Below are 16,139 nucleotides of genomic sequence, written 5' to 3'. Positions count from 1 at the left end.
CGCGGCCTTTTTCTTTGCCCCGAAAAGTCTTAGATGACGTTTTAAAGGCGAACGCCGACGGGCGGACGCCAACAAAGTCAGGTTTGAGATGGTCACTGTCCTCGACACGATCGCCAATGCGCCGCGCCTGCGGCACCCCGAAAAGGCGCACAAGCCCGACCAGGAGGTGCTGCGCAAGCCAGACTGGATCCGCGTCAAGGCGCCGGTGTCCAAGGGCTATGCCGAAACGCGCGAGATCGTGAAGTCGCACAAGCTAGTCACGGTGTGCGAAGAGGCCGGCTGCCCCAATATCGGCGAATGCTGGGAAAAGAAGCACGCCACTTTCATGATCATGGGCGAGATCTGCACACGCGCCTGTGCCTTTTGCAATGTCGCCACCGGCATCCCGACAGCACTCGATGCCGATGAGCCGGCGCGCGTTGCGCACGCCGTCAAGCAGATGGGGCTGACCCATGTCGTCATCACCTCGGTCGACCGCGACGATCTTGCCGATGGCGGCGCGCAGCATTTCGCCGACGTCATCCGCGCCATCCGGGCGGCGACGCCCTTGACCACGATCGAAATCCTGACGCCCGATTTCCTGCGCAAAGAAGGCGCGCTGGAGATCGTGGTGGCTGCGAAGCCCGACGTCTTCAACCACAATCTCGAAACCGTGCCGTCGAACTATCTGACGGTGCGTCCGGGCGCGCGCTATTTCCACTCGATCCGGCTTTTGCAGCGGGTCAAGGAGCTTGATCCGTCGATCTTCACCAAGTCTGGCATCATGGTCGGCCTCGGCGAGGAGCGGAACGAGATCCTGCAACTGATGGACGATCTGCGTTCGGCCAATGTCGACTTCATGACCATCGGCCAGTATCTGCAGCCGTCGAAGAAGCACCATCCGGTGATCCGCTTCGTCACGCCGGAGGAGTTCAACTCCTTCGCCACGATCGGCAAGACCAAGGGTTTCCTGCTGGTGGCGTCGAGCCCGCTGACGCGCTCCTCGCATCACGCCGGCGACGATTTCGCCAGGCTGCGGGCGGCGCGCGAGGCGCAGCTCAAAAAAGCAGCCAACGCCCTGCTTTAAGTGATGCATGTCGTTGTCTCAAAACCGGGGCCACTTTTGAGCGACATGCATTAATGCCGAAATTCGAAGCCACCCGCCGCGTTGCCCACACGCCGGAGCAGATGTTTGCGCTGGTCGCCGATATCGAGACCTATCCGCAATTCCTTCCGCTTTGCGAGGCGCTGACGGTGCGCTCGCGCAAGGAGCGCGATGGCCGCACCATTCTCGTCGCTGATATGAGCATCGGCTACAAGGCGATCCGCGAGACTTTTACGACGCAGGTGCTGTTGAAGCCGGACGAGAACACAATCGACGTCAAATACATCGATGGGCCGTTCAAATATCTGAGCAACATCTGGCGATTCGAGGCGGCCGATGGCGGTGGCTGCAGCGTCCGCTTCTTCATCGACTATGAGTTCAAGAGCCGCATTCTCGGCGCACTGATGGGCACCATGTTCGACCGCGCCTTCCGCATGTTTTCCGAAGCCTTCGAAAAGCGCGCCGATGTGATCTACGGAACGACGCCCATTTCGTGAGTGTCGCCGAGCGCCCGTAGGCCGATCTCAAGCGCATGCTTGACCGTTTCGCTGCGGATGAAGTCGCGGCCATTGTCGGCAAACAGATTGAGCTCGGCGGCCACAGGCCCACCCCGCAGCGCCACCCCGAACCAGACCAGGCCGACCGGCTTTTCCGACGAACCGCCGCCCGGACCGGCAATGCCGGTGACGGCAAGCGCCAGGCCGGCGCGCGAGCGGGCCAATGCGCCGGCAGCCATCTCCAGAACCGTTTCGCGCGAGACGGCGCCATGCGCATCGAGCGTGGCGGCCGAGACGCCGAGCATCTCCATCTTGGCTTCGTTGGAATAGGTGATGAGGCCGCGATCGACGACGGCGGACGAGCCGGCAATGTCGGTGAGTGCGGCAATGATCATGCCGCCGGTGCAGCTTTCGGCGGTCGCCAGCATAATGCCGCGCTGCTGGCAGGCCTGGAGCAGAGCGTTAGCGAGGTCGGTGTTGCTCATGCCGGGACGTCCCCGGGAAAGACGACGCTGGCGGTGGCGATGGCGGCGATGCCTTCCTCGCGGCCGACAAAGCCGAGTTTTTCGTTGGTGGTCGCCTTGATCGAGATGCGATCGCCGGAAATGCCCAGCATTGCCGACAAGGCCTTAGTCATAGCCTCGCGATGCGGGCCGACGCGCGGTGCCTCGCAGATCAGCGTGATGTCGGCATTGGCGATGCGCCCGCCGCGTTCGCGCACCAGCTTTGCCGCATGTTCGACGAAGATCTTTGAAGCCGCGCCCTTCCATTGTGGATCGGAGGGCGGGAAATGCGTGCCGATGTCGCCGGCGCCGCAGGTGGCAAGCAGCGCGTCGGTCAGGGCATGCAGGCCGACATCGGCATCCGAATGTCCCGACAGCTTTTTGCCATGCGGAATGGCGACGCCGCACAAGGTGACATGATCGCCGGGCTCGAAGGCATGCACGTCATAGCCATTGCCGGTGCGGATGTCGGGAAAACGCTCGCCGGTAAGCCGCTGATCCGCCATCGCAATATCCTTTGCCCAGGTGAGTTTGACATTGTCCGGCGACCCCTGGACGATTTTGACCGGAATGTGCGCCCATTCGGCGATTGCGGCATCGTCGGTGAAATCCGTCTTGCCGAGGTGATGGGCCTTTTCGTGTGCGGCGAGCAGCGGCCAGAACGGAAAGCCTTGCGGTGTCTGCGCGGAATGAAGGCCGGCCCTCGGCACCGTCTCCTCGATCATTCCGCTGGCCGATTCGCGCTTCAGCGTGTCGGCGACGGGGAGCGCCGGCAGCGCGCCCTGGCGCTCGCCAATGGCCGCGATGGTGCGGTCGATCAGGGCCGCGTCGACAAATGGCCGCACCGCATCGTGCACGAGGACACGGCCCGGCGCTTGGTCCCTTAGTTCGAGCAGTCCCAGCCGGACCGAAGCTTGGCGCGACTCGCCGCCGACTACGGTGGTGACCCGTTCGGCATTGGCGCCGGCTGCCTTGTCGAAAAGCGCACGGTCATCGGCGTGGATGGCGACGACGACGGGGCCAATCTCAGGGTGTGCCAGGAACGTCTCCAGCGTGCGGGCGATGACGGCGCGGCCGCCGATGCGCTGATATTGTTTCGGCCCGTCGGCCTGTCCGGCGCGCGCGCCGCGGCCGGCGGCGACGATGACCACGCCGACCTTGTCGGTCGTTGGCCCGACCAGTTTTTCGCTTGCTTCTGTCATGCCGAGAGGCTTAGTCGCGGCTCATGGCTAAGGCCAGCATTTTCCCAAATGCGCCGCATTGTGACGTCATTGCGCGTTGCACAATGCCTTTCTTATGGCTAGAGAATGTGCAGCAATCCGATATGCTTGGTTTTTGTGCATGCCTGAAGTGACAAAATTGGCTTTGCCGCTCGATGTCGGCGGCGTGAAGATACGCAATCGCGTCTTCCTCGCGCCGATGTCTGGGATAACGGACGAGCCGTTCCGGCAACGCGCCTATGCGCACGGCGCAGGCCTGGTCGTGTCGGAAATGGTGGCGAGCGGCGAGCTTGCCAAGGGCAGGGCCGGCTGCGACCTGCGCATCCGTCATTCCGGGTTGCCCGTCCACATGGTCCAGCTTGCCGGCCGCGAGGCCTCGCATATGGCCGAGGGTGCGCGCATCGCCGCCGGCGAGGGCGCCGACATCATCGACATCAATATGGGCTGCCCGGCCAAGAAGGTGACCGGGGGCTATGCCGGCTCGGCGCTGATGCGCGATCTCGACCACGCGCTGTCGCTGATCGAGGCGGTGGTCGGTGCAGTCCAGGTGCCGGTCACAGTCAAGATGCGGCTGGGCTGGGACGAGAACGCCCTCAACGCCCCGGCTCTGGCGCGGCGCGCGGAAGAGGCCGGCGTCAAAATGGTAACCGTGCATGGCCGCACGCGCTGCCAGTTTTATCAAGGCAAGGCCGACTGGGGCGCGATCGCCCGCATCAAGGATGCTGTTTCGATCCCGGTCGTTGCCAATGGCGATGTCGGCTCACCTGAGGCTGCCGCAGAAATCCTCGAACAGTCTGGCGCCGATGCGGTGATGATCGGCCGGGCGCATTACGGCGCGCCGTGGACGGCGGGCCGCATCGCCGTGGCGGCTGCGGGCGAGGCGCCCTCCGGCGTGCCGGACAGCCCGAAAGCCATGGCCGACTACATAGCCGCCCACTACGAAGACATGCTGGCGCTCTATGGCGTCGAGAGCGGCCTGCGCCAGGCGCGCAAGCATCTCGGCTGGTATCTCGACCGCCATGCAGCCGACGTCTCCAACGAACGGCGCAAAGCCATCCTCACCTCGTTCGATCCCGCTCACGTCATCGCCGCGCTGCGTGAGGTGTTTTCCTGTGAAGGCGAGACCACGCCCATGCGGAGCGCTGCATGAACGCCTCCGTCGCACCGAGCACCGACATGGCGGATGCCGCCAGTATCGTGCTGAACACGATCCGCCGTCCGGTGATCATGGTCGACCCCGAAGGCTTCATCACCTACGCCAATGCCGATGCGGAAGACTTCTTCCGCTCCAGCGCCAACATGCTTGCCCGCAACACGCTTTCCAAGCTGATCCCGTTCGGCAGCCCGCTGTTACAGCTGGTCGACCAGGTGCGCGAGCGCCGCGCACCGGTCAACGAGTACCGTGTCGACGTGTCGTCGCCGCGTCTCGGCATCGAAAAAGTCGTCGATCTCTATGTCGCCCCGGTGCCGGAATTTCCGGGCTCGGTCGTGGTGATGTTCCAGGAACGCTCGATGGCCGACAAGATCGACCGGCAGATGACGCATCGCGGTGCCGCGCGTTCGGTCACCGGCCTTGCCGCCATGCTGGCGCACGAGATCAAGAACCCGCTGTCCGGCATACGCGGCGCGGCACAGCTTCTCGAATTGTCGGCTTCCGACGAGGATCGCGCGCTGACCCGCCTGATCACCGACGAGACCGATCGCATCGTCTCCCTGGTCGACCGCATGGAGGTGTTTTCCGACGAGCGGCCGATCGATCGCTATCCCGTCAACATCCATGTCGTGCTGGACCATGTAAAGGCGATCGCCAAGAACGGTTTTGCCAAAAGAATCAGGATATTGGAGGACTATGATCCATCATTGCCTCCAGTTTTCGCCAACCGCGACCAGCTGATCCAGGTGTTTCTGAACCTGGTCAAGAACGCCGCCGAGGCCATCGGCGGCGATCCGCAAGGTGAGATCATTCTGTCGACCGCGTTCCGGCCGGGCATCCGGGTCTCCGTTCCGGGAACGCAGGACCGTGTCTCGCTGCCGCTGGAATTCTGCGTGCGTGACAATGGGTCGGGTGTTTCGGAAGACATCTTGCCGATCCTGTTCGACCCGTTCATCACCACCAAGCCGAACGGCTCGGGGCTCGGCCTGGCGCTGGTGGCGAAAATCGTCGGCGAGCATGGCGGCATCATCGAATGCGATTCGACGCCGCGCGGCACCACCTTCCGCATCCTGATGCCGGCCTGGAAAGAGACACCGATCGGCATCGCCGATGATGAAGGCGAAGGAGACCGCAAATGACGGTTCGCGGTAATATTCTCGTCGCCGACGACGATGCGGCTATCCGCACCGTGCTCAACCAGGCGCTGTCGCGCGTCGGCCATGAGGTGCGCGTAACCTCCAACGCCTCGACGCTGTGGCGCTGGGTGGCGGCGGGTGAGGGCGATCTGGTGATCACCGACGTGGTGATGCCGGACGAAAATGCCTTCGACATGCTGCCGCGCATCAAGAAGGCGCGGCCCGAACTGCCGGTCATCGTGATGAGCGCGCAGAACACCTTCATGACCGCGATTCGTGCTTCCGAAACAGGCGCTTACGAGTATCTGCCGAAGCCGTTCGACCTGACTGAACTGCTCAGCATCGTCAACCGCGCGCTGTCCGAGCCGAGGCGGCCGAAAATCGACACCCGGCCGGAAGAGCAGCCTGACGCCATGCCGCTGGTCGGCCGCTCGGCCGCCATGCAGGACATCTACCGCATGCTGGCGCGCATGATGCAGACCGATCTGACGGTGATGATCTCGGGCGAATCCGGGACCGGCAAGGAACTGGTGGCCCGCGCGCTGCACGAATATGGCCGCCGCCGCGGCGGTCCGTTCGTCGCCATCAACATGGCGGCGATCCCGCGCGATTTGATTGAATCGGAACTGTTCGGTCATGAGAAGGGCGCCTTCACCGGCGCGCAGAACCGTTCCACCGGCCGTTTCGAGCAGGCCGAGGGCGGCACGCTGTTCCTCGACGAGATCGGCGACATGCCGATGGAGGCGCAGACAAGGCTGCTGCGCGTGCTGCAGCAGGGCGAATACACCACGGTTGGCGGGCGCACGCCGATCAAGACGGATGTGCGCATCGTCGCCGCCACCAACAAGGATCTGCGCACGCTGATCAACCAGGGGCTTTTCCGCGAGGATCTGTTCTATCGCCTGAATGTCGTGCCGCTGCGGCTGCCGGGCTTGCGTGAGAGGTCGGAAGACATTCCCGATCTGGTGCGGCATTTCTTCAAGATCGGCGCCAGCGAGGGCCTGCAGACCAAGCGCATTTCGACCGGCGGCATCGAATTGATGAAGCGCTATCCCTGGCCGGGCAATGTGCGCGAACTGGAAAACCTGGTGCGCCGGCTTGCCGCGCTCTATTCGCAGGACGAAATATCCGCCGAGATCATCGAAGCCGAGCTGAAGACAGGCGAAAGGCCGGTCGTTCCCGGCGGCGGCAATCTGATCCCGGACGATCTCTCCATCGGCCAGGCGGTGGAGCACTTCCTGCAGCGCTATTTTGCCTCTTTCGCCGGCGAATTGCCGCCGGCCGGCCTCTATCAGCGCATCCTGTCCGAGGTCGAATATCCGCTGGTGCTGGCTTCCATGACGGCAACGCGCGGCAACCAGATCAAGGCGGCCGAATTGCTGGGCTTGAACCGCAACACGCTGCGCAAGAAGATTCGCGAACTCGGCGTCAACGTCTACAAATCGTCGCGGTCGTGAGCGCGAGCCATCCGACGTGACGTGCGGTCATCCCCTTTTCAGGGGATCGGTGGGCGAAAGATTTCCGTCGCGGCCACACTTGTTGCATAATCGCCACAATGCGTTGCATACATCCGACGCAATCACTGGCTCTTAGACGGCGACATGGCTTCGCAAGCTCTGACATCAAACGAACCGCTTTTCAGCAGGCCCGGCGGAAGGGATGGACGCCGGCTGCTTGCGCTGCCCGGCGTTGTCGCAATCGCCGGTGCGCTGGTTACAGCCGCAATCTCATTTGCGATCCTGGTCGGCGCGACGCCGATCACACCGGACGCAACCACGACGCTGACGCTGATTGCGGTCAACGCCGTGTTCGTGCTGGCGCTGATCGCCCTGGTCGGCCGCGAGGTGCGCCGCATCGTCATGGCGCGCCGGCACGGCAAGGCGGCGTCGCGGCTGCATGTGCGCATCGTGGCGATGTTTGCGCTGGTCGCCGCCATCCCCGCCATCATGGTGGCCATCATCGCCTCGATCACGCTCGATATTGGCCTCGACCGCTGGTTCGAGATCCGCACCAAGACGATCGTCAATTCGTCGCTGTCGATCGCTGACGCCTATGTGCAGGAAAATGCTCGCAATCTTCAGGGCACGACGCTGTCGATGGCCTACGACCTCGACGCCTCGCGCACGCTTTACGGCCTCGATCGAACCGGCTTTCTCGACCTGATGAACAAGGAGGCCGTGGGCAGGACCCTGGCGCATGCGGCGCTGATCAAGCCGGATGGCTCTTTCGTCATGAGCGCCAAGACCAATACGAATTTCGCCATGCCGGAGCCGCCGGAGGGGGCCGTGGCAAGTGCGGCCGACGGCAAGCCGGTGCTGATCGAGCCGAAGACGCGCAACATCATGGGCGCCATCGTCAAACTGCGCGAGATCGAAGGCCTCTATCTCTACACCATTCGCCTCGTCGATCCCGAGGTGATCAAGGCGCGGCAGATCGTGCAGTCCAACACCGCCGAGTATCGCGGCCTGGAAGATAACAGGCGGACCTCGCAGGTGGCGTTTGCGCTTCCGTATCTGTCGCTGACGCTGATCATCATCCTGTCAGCCATCTGGACCGGCATAGCGGTGGCCGACCGTCTGGTGCGGCCCATTCGCCAGCTCATCGGCGCGGCTGACGAGGTTGCCACCGGCAATCTCGATGTCGCCGTGCCGGTGCGGCCTTCCGACGGTGACGTCGCCTCACTTGGCGATACGTTCAACAAGATGCTGCTTGAGTTGAAATCGCAGCGCAACGAAATCCTGTCGGCCAAGGATTTGATCGACGAGCGGCGGCGTTTCTCGGAAGCGGTGCTGGCCGGCGTCACTGCCGGCGTCATCGGCGTCGATCCCTATGGCATCGTCTCCATCGTCAACAAATCGGCTGAGACGATGCTGGCCATATCGGCCACGGCGGCGCTCGGGCAGAACCTGTCGGCCGTGCTGCCGCATGTCGGCCGTGTCTTCGAGATCGGCCGCAAATCGGGCAAGCCGGTCTATCGCGAGCAGGTCACCTTCTACCGCACTGGGGCCGAGCGCACCTTCAACGTGCAGATCACCATCGAGGCCGGCGACGACGGCGAGGACGAAAAGTCCTACGTGGTGACGGTCGATGATATCACCGATCTTGTTCAGGCGCAGCGCTCTTCGGCCTGGGCGGATGTGGCGCGGCGCATCGCGCATGAGATCAAGAACCCGCTGACGCCGATCCAGCTCTCAGCCGAGCGCATCAAGCGCCGTTTCGGCAAGGTCATCACCGAGGACCGCGAGATTTTCGACCAGTGCACCGACACCATCATCCGCCAGGTCGAGGACATCGGCCGCATGGTCGACGAATTTTCCGCTTTCGCTCGCATGCCGAAGCCCGAGATGAAGGCCATCGACTTGCGCGAGTCGCTGCGCGAGGCCTCCTTCCTGGTCGAAGTCAGCCGTGCCGACATTGCCTTCGAGCGTGTTTTCGGCAGCGAGCCGCTCAAGGGTACCTTCGACAGCCGGCTGATGGCGCAAGCCTTTGGCAATGTCATCAAGAACGCCGCCGAGGCCATTGACGGACTTGATTCAAAGGACCGTTCGGACGGCACAATTCGGATTCAAGCCGGGCGCCAAGATGGCGCCATACGAATCGACGTTATCGACAATGGCAAAGGCCTGCCGCGCGAGAATCGCCAAAGGCTGCTTGAGCCCTATATGACGACACGCGAGAAGGGGACCGGGCTCGGTCTCGCCATCGTCAAGAAGATCGTGGAAGACCATGGTGGGCGCCTCGAACTGCACGATGCGCCGCCGGATTTCCATGGTGGGAGAGGCGCGATGATCTCGATCATCCTGCCACCAGCTGCCGCAGCCGCGCCGCCACGCGGTCAAGGTGAAAGGGAACGCGAAAGAGAAACTGAAAAGGTCGGTAATGGCGTCTGATATTCTCATCGTCGATGACGAGGAAGACATCCGTGAACTCGTCGCGGGCATATTGAGCGACGAGGGGCATGAAACCCGCACGGCGTTCGATGCCGACAGCGCGCTGGCGGCAATTGCTGATCGTGCGCCACGGCTGATTTTCCTCGACATCTGGCTGCAGGGCTCGCGCCTGGACGGGCTGGCGCTGCTCGACGAGATCAAGACGATGCATCCGAGCTTGCCGGTGGTGATGATCTCCGGCCACGGCAATATCGAGACGGCAGTGTCGGCCATCCGCCGTGGCGCCTATGATTTCATCGAGAAGCCGTTCAAGGCCGACCGGCTGATCCTGATTGCCGAACGTGCGCTCGAAACCTCGAAATTGCGGCGCGAGGTCTCCGACCTCAAGCAGCGCAGCGGCGAGACCTTCGACCTGATCGGCATGTCGTCGGCGATGAGCCAGCTGCGCCAGACCATTGAGCGCGTGGCGCCGACCAACAGCCGCGTCATGATCATAGGCCCGTCCGGATCTGGCAAGGAGCTCGCCGCCCGCGCCATCCACACGCTCTCGACGCGCAAGGGCGCGCCGTTTGTGACGCTGAGTGCGGCCAACATCACGCCCGAGCGCATGGAAATCGAGCTGTTCGGCACCGAATCGAACGGCACCGAGCGCAAGGTCGGAGCGCTGGAGGAGGCGCATCGCGGCATTCTCTACATCGACGAAGTCGCCGACATGCCGCGCGAGACGCAAAACAAGATCCTGCGCGTGCTGGTCGAGCAGCAGTTCGAGCGGGTCGGCGGCACCAAGCGGGTCAAGGTCGACGTCCGCATCATTTCCTCGACCTCGCAGAACCTCGAAGCGATGATCGCCGACGGCCGTTTTCGCGAGGATCTCTATCACCGCCTCGCAGTGGTTCCGGTCATGGTGCCGGGCCTGGCCGAGCGGCGCGAGGACATCCCCTATCTCGTCGACAATTTCATGAAGCAGATTGCGCGTCAGGCTGGCATCAAGCCGCGCCGCATCGGCGACGATGCGCTGGCCGTGCTGCAGGCGCACAACTGGCCGGGCAATGTCCGCCAGCTGCGCAACAATGTCGAACGGCTGATGATCCTGGCGCGCGGCGACGATGTCGATGCGCCGATTACCGCCGACCTTTTGCCGTCCGAGATCGGCGATGTCATGCCGCGCACGCCCAACCAGTCGGACCAGCACATTATGGCGCTGCCGCTGCGCGAGGCCCGCGAACAGTTCGAGAAGGACTATCTGATCGCCCAGATCAACCGTTTCGGCGGCAACATCTCGAAGACGGCCGAGTTCATCGGCATGGAGCGCTCCGCGCTGCACCGCAAGCTGAAGTCGCTGGGGGTCTGATCCCCATTGTTGTTGGTCCAGCGGGCCGCGGCCCATGCAATTGCCGGTTACGGCAGCGGCGGAATCGCCTAGGAATAGCGGGACTTTTCTGAGGGATCACCCATGCCGCGCATTGCCTATGTGAACGGGCGCTATGTCGCCCATGCCGACGCTGCTGTGCATATCGAGGATCGCGGCTATCAGTTCGCCGACGGCGTCTATGAGGTCTGCGAGGTGGCGCAAGGCTATATCGTCGACATGCCGCGCCATCTTGCCCGGCTGAACCGTTCGCTCACCGAACTCTCGATCGACTGGCCGGTCACCAAGGGCGTGCTGCCGCTTCTGCTGCGTGAGGTCGTGCGCCGGAACTACGTCGTCAACGGCCTGGTCTATGTCCAGGTGACGCGCGGGGTTGCCAGCCGCGACTTCGTTTTCCCGGAAGATACGCTGTCGTCGCTGGTCATTACGGCGAGGAAAGCCGATCCGGCGGCGGCCGCCAAGCGGGCCGAGACCGGGATCAAGGTCATCACCGTGCCGGAAAACCGCTGGGACCGGGTCGATATCAAGAGCACCGGCCTGCTGCCCAATGTGCTGGCCAAGCAGAAGGCCAAGGAAGCCGGCGCCCAGGAAGCCTGGTTTGTCGACACCGACGGTAACGTCAAGGAAGGCGGTTCGTCGAATGCCTGGATCGTCACCCGGGACGGCGTTCTGGTGACCCGCCCGGCCGAGCACGGCATCCTGCGCGGCATCACCCGCACCACCATGTTCGAGGTGGCGGCCAAGCTCGGTTTGAAGATCGAGGAACGGGGTTTTTCGGTCGCCGAGGCCAAGGCGGCGCGCGAAGCTTTCATCAGTTCGGCAACGACAATTGCCATGCCGGTGGTGGCAATCGACGGCGCCGCCGTCGCCAATGGCCATCCGGGTTCGGTAACACTTTCATTGCGGCAAGCATTTTTTGACGTTGCGGAAAAAAGTCCAGCCTGATAACCGCACAGACGGACTGCACATCAATATATCTCGTTCTGGTTGTCGTTACTGACGGCAAGGGGGTGTTTGCAAGCTTGACATGTGCCCGCTAATTTGGCGCATTGGCCTGCAAACCGAAGGGGATCGGCGAAAGACAAGAACAATGGCGGAACGATCGCAAAACCTTCAGGACCTGTTCCTGAATTCTGTTCGCAAGAGCAAAAATCCACTCACCATCTTTCTCATCAACGGCGTCAAGCTGACCGGCGTGGTCACTTCCTTCGACAATTTCTGTGTTCTGCTGCGCCGTGACGGCCACTCCCAGCTCGTCTACAAGCATGCCATTTCCACGATCATGCCGAGCCAGCCGGTTCAGATGTTCGATGGCGAGGAAAGCCAGGGCGCCTGATTGGCACGTGAGAAAGACGCGGACCGCAGTGTCCGCGGGAAACCAGCGCATCACCCCGGGACGGAGGCCAAAGGTCCGACCCGGGCGGTTGTCATTGTGCCGGTGCTTACCCGGCACCAGCGCAACGATGACGAAACAAATCGTCCGCGCCTGACGCGTTCGGCCGACGCGCGCCACGACGAAGCGGTCGGCCTTGCCCGCGCCATCGACCTCGATCTGATCCACACGGCGGTTGTGACCGTCAACGATCCACGCCCGGCAACCTTGCTCGGCAGCGGCAAGGTCGCGGAGTTCGCCGAGATCGTCAAAGAAGGTCACGCGGAGGTGGTCATCGTCGACCATCCGCTGACGCCGGTGCAGCAGCGCAATCTCGAGAAGGAATTCAACGCCAAGGTGCTCGACCGCACCGGGCTGATCCTGGAGATTTTCGGCGAGCGCGCGCGGACCAAGGAAGGCACGCTGCAGGTCGAGCTTGCCCATCTCAACTACCAGAAGGGCCGCCTGGTGCGGAGCTGGACCCACCTTGAACGCCAGCGCGGCGGCGCCGGCTTCCTCGGCGGCCCCGGCGAAACCCAGATCGAATCCGACCGGCGGCAGTTGCAGGAAAAGATCATCAAGCTCAAACACGAGCTGGAAACCGTGCGCCGCACCCGCGACCTCCACCGCGCCAAGCGCAAGAAGGTGCCGTTCCCGGTGGTGGCGATCGTCGGCTACACCAATGCCGGCAAGTCGACGCTGTTCAACCGGCTGACCGGGGCAGATGTGCTGGCCGAAGACATGCTGTTTGCCACGCTCGACCCGACGCTGCGCCGGGTGCGCCTGCCGCACGGCACGCCGATCATCCTGTCGGATACGGTCGGCTTCATTTCCGACCTGCCGACGCATATGGTCGCCGCCTTCCGCGCCACGCTGGAAGAGGTGGTCGAGGCCGACCTGGTCATCCATCTTCGTGATATTTCGGATCCGGACACCGCCGCGCAAGCCGAAGATGTCGAACGCATCCTGGCCGACCTCGGCGTCGATGCCGGCAATGCCAAGCGCGTCATCGAGGTGTGGAACAAGGTCGACCTGCTCGACGACGGCAACCGGGAGCGCCTGCTTGCCGATGGCGTCGACGCCAACAAGGCGCCGCCGATCGCCATCTCGGCCATCACCGGCGAGGGGATCGATGCGCTGAAGGCGCTGATCGAGACCAGGATGTCGGGCGAGCTGGAAGAGCTGACAGTGACGATCGAGCCGGCGCAGTTCGGCCTCGTCGACTGGCTCTACCGCAACGGCGACATCGTTTCGCGGTTAGACAATGAGGATGGCAGCGCGACCATTGCGCTCAAGGCGACGCAAACCGCCCGGCAAGAGATCGAAAGCCGATTGCACCGTAGAAACAGGGCATAAGCCCGCTTACGTCTTGCCCTTGGCCTGCTGCCAGAGCGCTTCCATTTCGTCCAGAGTGGCTTTTTCAAGCGTGCTTCCCGATGCCTCTAGCGCGCGCTCGACATAGTGGAAGCGCGAGCGGAACTTTTCATTGGTACCGCCGAGGGCCGCTTCCGAATCGAGCTTGAGGTGGCGTCCCAGATTGACGACGGCAAACAGCATGTCGCCGAATTCGTCCTTGATCTCGGCCGTTTCGCCCTTGGCCAGCGCCTCGCGCAATTCGCCGATCTCTTCCTCGATCTTGTCGAGTATGGGGGCTGCCTCGCTCCAGTCGAAGCCGACGCGGGCAGCCTTTTCCTGCAGCTTCAACGCTCGCGTCAAAGCGGGCAGGGCAACCGGCACGCTGTCCAGGAACCCCTTGCCATTGTCTTCCGGGTCGAGGCCTCGGGCGAGGCGGGCGCTTCGCTTTTCAGCCTTCTCCTGCGCCTTGATCTTTTCCCACATGCCCTTGGCCATGCCGGCACTGCGCGCCTCTTCGTCGCCGAAGACATGCGGATGGCGGCGGATCATCTTGGTGGTGATGGCCTCAACCACATCGCTGAAGGCGAAGTCGCCGGCCTCCTCAGCCATCTGCGCATGGTAGACGACCTGCAGCAGGAGATCGCCAAGCTCGTCGCGCAGATCGTCGAGATTGCCGCGCGCAATGGCGTCCGCCACCTCATAGGCCTCCTCGATCGTATAGGGCGCGATGGTGGAGAAGTCCTGCTCGATGTCCCAGGGACAGCCGGTCTTCGGCGCCCTGAGTGCTGCCATGATCTCGATCAGCCGGGAAATGTCCTGCGAAGGTTTCATGGCCGGGATGCTATCGTGCATGCGGCCGGCCGGCCAATGCCGTCGGCCGGCGAGGGGAGATTGTCCACAGGTGGCGGCGCGGAACCAGCCACTCTGCGAAGGTCGGTTGACCAGGACTTCTCGCCGCCGGGCCGTGGTGAAGTCTATGCTTCGTTGTCAACGCGCTGCAGGATCGCGCGATAACGGCTGCACACGGCCGGATCCTCATAGAAATCCACTTCCGCATCAACGATCTCGTCAAGGCGGAGTCCGGGATAGTGTGCCTTGACTTTTGCCAGGGTGTCTTGCGCTTGCTTGATTTCGCCGAGTTCGGAATGGCAGACGATAAGACGAACGAGCGACCACCGCGGTACAGCAGCCATTTTCGCGTAGCAGGCCGTTGCATCGCGATATCGTCCAGCCGTGGTCAGTATGATGCCGCGAAAGTCTTCATACCATCCCACAGCGTATGGGTCGCGGCGCTGGGCTTCGTTTATCTCAACAAGCGCCTCATCCGGCCTATCCGTGTAGTTCAGGAAAAGCGCACGGAAACTAAGAATGAACGGATCGTTCGGATTGAGGGCAACCGCACGGTCAAGACTGATTTCAGCCTGCCTGAATTGGCGCAAGTACAAGAGAGCAAAGCCGGTCGCGACATGGCCATACGCCTCGTCTGGGTCGAGCTGCAACGCGGTTTTTGCCATCTCCAGTGCGGAATGCAGATAGTCTGGATTGTAGTAGACCCAGAAGAACTTGAGGGTCTCGACAACGCCGAGCATGGCGTGGGCAGCAGCAAACCGCGGATCGAGCTTTACCGCCTGGCGCAGAAACGGTTCCGCTTCGTGCGCGGCGTCATAGACGGCCGCCAGTTGCAGGGCTCGCAAGTAGAACTCATAGGCCGACATGTTGTCCGTCGGCCGGGCCCTGGCGCGTGACGCAATCGCGGTTCTGGTCTGCCGGGCCAGGCGGGCTGTAATCATCTGGGTGATTTCGTCCTGGATGGCGAAAATGTCGTCGAGCTGGCGGTCGTAATGCTCGCCCCAGATATGAGCCAACGAGACGGCGTCTGTCAGCTGCACGGTGATGCGGACCCGGTTGCCAATCTTTCGCACGCTGCCATCGACGACATACTGGATGCCAAGTTTCGTCGCTACGTCGGCCACGTCATTGGCCTTGCCGCGGAACTGGAAGGAGGAGTTCCGCGCGATAACCAGGAACTCCCGGAACTTGCCAAGCTCGGCGATGATGTCTTCCGTTATCCCGTCGCTGAAATAGTCCTGCTCCGGGTCGCCGCTCATATTGTCAAAGGGTAGAACCGCAATGGACGGCCTGGTCGGCGCCGCGGCATCTGCCGTAGCCGCGATGGGCTTGGGGCCCGCATATTTGTAACCACGGCCATGCACGGTGACGATCATTTCGGCGGGCAGCAGTTTTCGCAGCGCCGAAACGTGGACCTGCAGCGTGTTCTCCTCCACCACCAGGCCGGGCCAGACCGCATCGAAGAGTTCGGTCTTGCTGATCACGTCGTCCGGCCTCTCCAGCAACATGGAGAGGATTTCGAAGGACCGCCCCGAAAGCTCCACCGGCCCGTTAGGCGCCAGCAGCAGCCGTTCGGCGCGTTTCAAACGATAGTTCCCAAACTCCAAATCCATTGGCCAAGAACCCACCCCTCGCGGGCAGGATAATCCAAGAGGGTCCCGAAGGCGAACGTCGGAGCCGTTCAGGGCCGGGTGCCCACCGATGGGTAGG

General features: G+C 62.8%; 14 protein-coding genes. 10 read left to right on the top strand and 4 right to left on the bottom strand.

Features of this window, described 5'->3' with window-relative positions:
* The first annotated feature begins 88 nt into the window (after positions 1 to 88).
* Both lipA and AC1DYO_RS24770 read left to right on the top strand, forming a co-directional pair.
* Complete coding sequence (gene lipA / locus AC1DYO_RS24775; protein ID WP_477267081.1) at positions 89 to 1,066, top strand: lipoyl synthase; 978 nt, start codon at positions 89 to 91, stop codon at positions 1,064 to 1,066.
* A gap of 53 nt (positions 1,067 to 1,119) precedes the next feature.
* Positions 1,120 to 1,581 carry a type II toxin-antitoxin system RatA family toxin gene (locus tag AC1DYO_RS24770; RefSeq protein WP_477267080.1) on the top strand — a complete coding sequence of 154 codons (462 nt, stop codon included), beginning with the start codon at positions 1,120 to 1,122 and terminating at the stop codon, positions 1,579 to 1,581.
* On the opposite strand, the gene AC1DYO_RS24765 is transcribed toward AC1DYO_RS24770, so the two are convergent.
* Both AC1DYO_RS24765 and AC1DYO_RS24760 read right to left on the bottom strand, forming a co-directional pair.
* Complete coding sequence (locus tag AC1DYO_RS24765) at positions 1,557 to 2,066, bottom strand: CinA family protein (RefSeq protein ID WP_477267079.1); 510 nt, start codon at positions 2,064 to 2,066, stop codon at positions 1,557 to 1,559. The genes AC1DYO_RS24770 and AC1DYO_RS24765 overlap by 25 nt on opposite strands.
* A complete protein-coding gene (locus AC1DYO_RS24760; RefSeq protein WP_477267078.1) occupies positions 2,063 to 3,286 on the bottom strand; it encodes a bifunctional 2-C-methyl-D-erythritol 4-phosphate cytidylyltransferase/2-C-methyl-D-erythritol 2,4-cyclodiphosphate synthase in 1,224 nt (407 codons plus the stop codon). Before AC1DYO_RS24760 ends, AC1DYO_RS24765 begins: the two co-directional genes overlap by 4 nt.
* Positions 3,287 to 3,425: 139 nt before the next feature.
* Between AC1DYO_RS24760 and dusB the strand changes: the two genes are divergently transcribed.
* From dusB to hflX, 8 genes are all read left to right on the top strand, one after another.
* Positions 3,426 to 4,454: a tRNA dihydrouridine synthase DusB gene (gene dusB, locus AC1DYO_RS24755; protein ID WP_477267077.1), complete on the top strand. Its 1,029-nt coding sequence runs from the start codon at positions 3,426 to 3,428 to the stop codon at positions 4,452 to 4,454.
* Positions 4,451 to 5,596, top strand: coding sequence for a two-component system sensor histidine kinase NtrB (locus AC1DYO_RS24750; RefSeq protein ID WP_477267076.1), 1,146 nt, complete (start codon positions 4,451 to 4,453; stop codon positions 5,594 to 5,596). The genes dusB and AC1DYO_RS24750 overlap by 4 nt, the downstream gene beginning before the upstream one ends.
* Positions 5,593 to 7,050, top strand: a complete 1,458-nt coding sequence (ntrC, locus tag AC1DYO_RS24745) for a nitrogen regulation protein NR(I) (protein ID WP_181056897.1) — start codon at positions 5,593 to 5,595, stop codon at positions 7,048 to 7,050. The genes AC1DYO_RS24750 and ntrC overlap by 4 nt, the downstream gene beginning before the upstream one ends.
* 144 nt (positions 7,051 to 7,194) lie before the next feature.
* Positions 7,195 to 9,483, top strand: coding sequence for a sensor histidine kinase NtrY-like (locus AC1DYO_RS24740; protein ID WP_477267075.1), 2,289 nt, complete (start codon positions 7,195 to 7,197; stop codon positions 9,481 to 9,483).
* Positions 9,473 to 10,834: a nitrogen assimilation response regulator NtrX gene (gene ntrX / locus AC1DYO_RS24735; RefSeq protein WP_181056899.1), complete on the top strand. Its 1,362-nt coding sequence runs from the start codon at positions 9,473 to 9,475 to the stop codon at positions 10,832 to 10,834. The genes AC1DYO_RS24740 and ntrX overlap by 11 nt, the downstream gene beginning before the upstream one ends.
* A 102-nt stretch (positions 10,835 to 10,936) precedes the next feature.
* Positions 10,937 to 11,797 carry a D-amino-acid transaminase gene (locus AC1DYO_RS24730; RefSeq protein ID WP_477267074.1) on the top strand — a complete coding sequence of 287 codons (861 nt, stop codon included), beginning with the start codon at positions 10,937 to 10,939 and terminating at the stop codon, positions 11,795 to 11,797.
* A gap of 145 nt (positions 11,798 to 11,942) precedes the next feature.
* On the top strand, positions 11,943 to 12,188 hold the full coding sequence (hfq, locus tag AC1DYO_RS24725; protein ID WP_006202172.1) for an RNA chaperone Hfq: 246 nt from the start codon (positions 11,943 to 11,945) through the stop codon (positions 12,186 to 12,188).
* Positions 12,189 to 13,580 (top strand): GTPase HflX, encoded by a 1,392-nt coding sequence (hflX, locus tag AC1DYO_RS24720; protein ID WP_477267073.1) that lies wholly within the window; start codon positions 12,189 to 12,191, stop codon positions 13,578 to 13,580.
* Positions 13,581 to 13,586: 6 nt separating this feature from the next.
* On the opposite strand, the gene mazG is transcribed toward hflX, so the two are convergent.
* Together mazG and AC1DYO_RS24710 are read right to left on the bottom strand one after the other, a co-directional pair.
* Positions 13,587 to 14,411, bottom strand: coding sequence for a nucleoside triphosphate pyrophosphohydrolase (gene mazG / locus AC1DYO_RS24715; RefSeq protein ID WP_477267072.1), 825 nt, complete (start codon positions 14,409 to 14,411; stop codon positions 13,587 to 13,589).
* A 143-nt stretch (positions 14,412 to 14,554) separates the two neighbouring features.
* On the bottom strand, positions 14,555 to 16,015 hold the full coding sequence (locus tag AC1DYO_RS24710; RefSeq protein WP_477267071.1) for a winged helix-turn-helix domain-containing tetratricopeptide repeat protein: 1,461 nt from the start codon (positions 16,013 to 16,015) through the stop codon (positions 14,555 to 14,557).
* Positions 16,016 to 16,139 lie beyond the last annotated feature (124 nt).

The organism is Mesorhizobium sp. P2_F5 (assembly GCF_056403715.1).
This window is presented reverse-complemented; position numbering and strand designations above follow the sequence as displayed.

What these genes read in the sequence shown, in the direction of transcription:
- AC1DYO_RS24750 (WP_477267076.1), top strand. Translation starts at nt 4,451, where the DNA reads ATGAACGCCTCCGTCGCACCGAGCACCGACATGGCGGATGCCGCCAGT.
- AC1DYO_RS24730 (WP_477267074.1), top strand. Translation starts at nt 10,937, where the DNA reads ATGCCGCGCATTGCCTATGTGAACGGGCGCTATGTCGCCCATGCCGAC.
- AC1DYO_RS24765 (WP_477267079.1), bottom strand. Translation starts at nt 2,066, where the DNA reads ATGAGCAACACCGACCTCGCTAACGCTCTGCTCCAGGCCTGCCAGCAG.
- mazG (WP_477267072.1), bottom strand. Translation starts at nt 14,411, where the DNA reads ATGAAACCTTCGCAGGACATTTCCCGGCTGATCGAGATCATGGCAGCA.
- lipA (WP_477267081.1), top strand. Translation starts at nt 89, where the DNA reads ATGGTCACTGTCCTCGACACGATCGCCAATGCGCCGCGCCTGCGGCAC.
- ntrC (WP_181056897.1), top strand. Translation starts at nt 5,593, where the DNA reads ATGACGGTTCGCGGTAATATTCTCGTCGCCGACGACGATGCGGCTATC.
- AC1DYO_RS24770 (WP_477267080.1), top strand. Translation starts at nt 1,120, where the DNA reads ATGCCGAAATTCGAAGCCACCCGCCGCGTTGCCCACACGCCGGAGCAG.
- dusB (WP_477267077.1), top strand. Translation starts at nt 3,426, where the DNA reads ATGCCTGAAGTGACAAAATTGGCTTTGCCGCTCGATGTCGGCGGCGTG.
- AC1DYO_RS24760 (WP_477267078.1), bottom strand. Translation starts at nt 3,286, where the DNA reads ATGACAGAAGCAAGCGAAAAACTGGTCGGGCCAACGACCGACAAGGTC.
- hfq (WP_006202172.1), top strand. Translation starts at nt 11,943, where the DNA reads ATGGCGGAACGATCGCAAAACCTTCAGGACCTGTTCCTGAATTCTGTT.
- AC1DYO_RS24740 (WP_477267075.1), top strand. Translation starts at nt 7,195, where the DNA reads ATGGCTTCGCAAGCTCTGACATCAAACGAACCGCTTTTCAGCAGGCCC.
- ntrX (WP_181056899.1), top strand. Translation starts at nt 9,473, where the DNA reads ATGGCGTCTGATATTCTCATCGTCGATGACGAGGAAGACATCCGTGAA.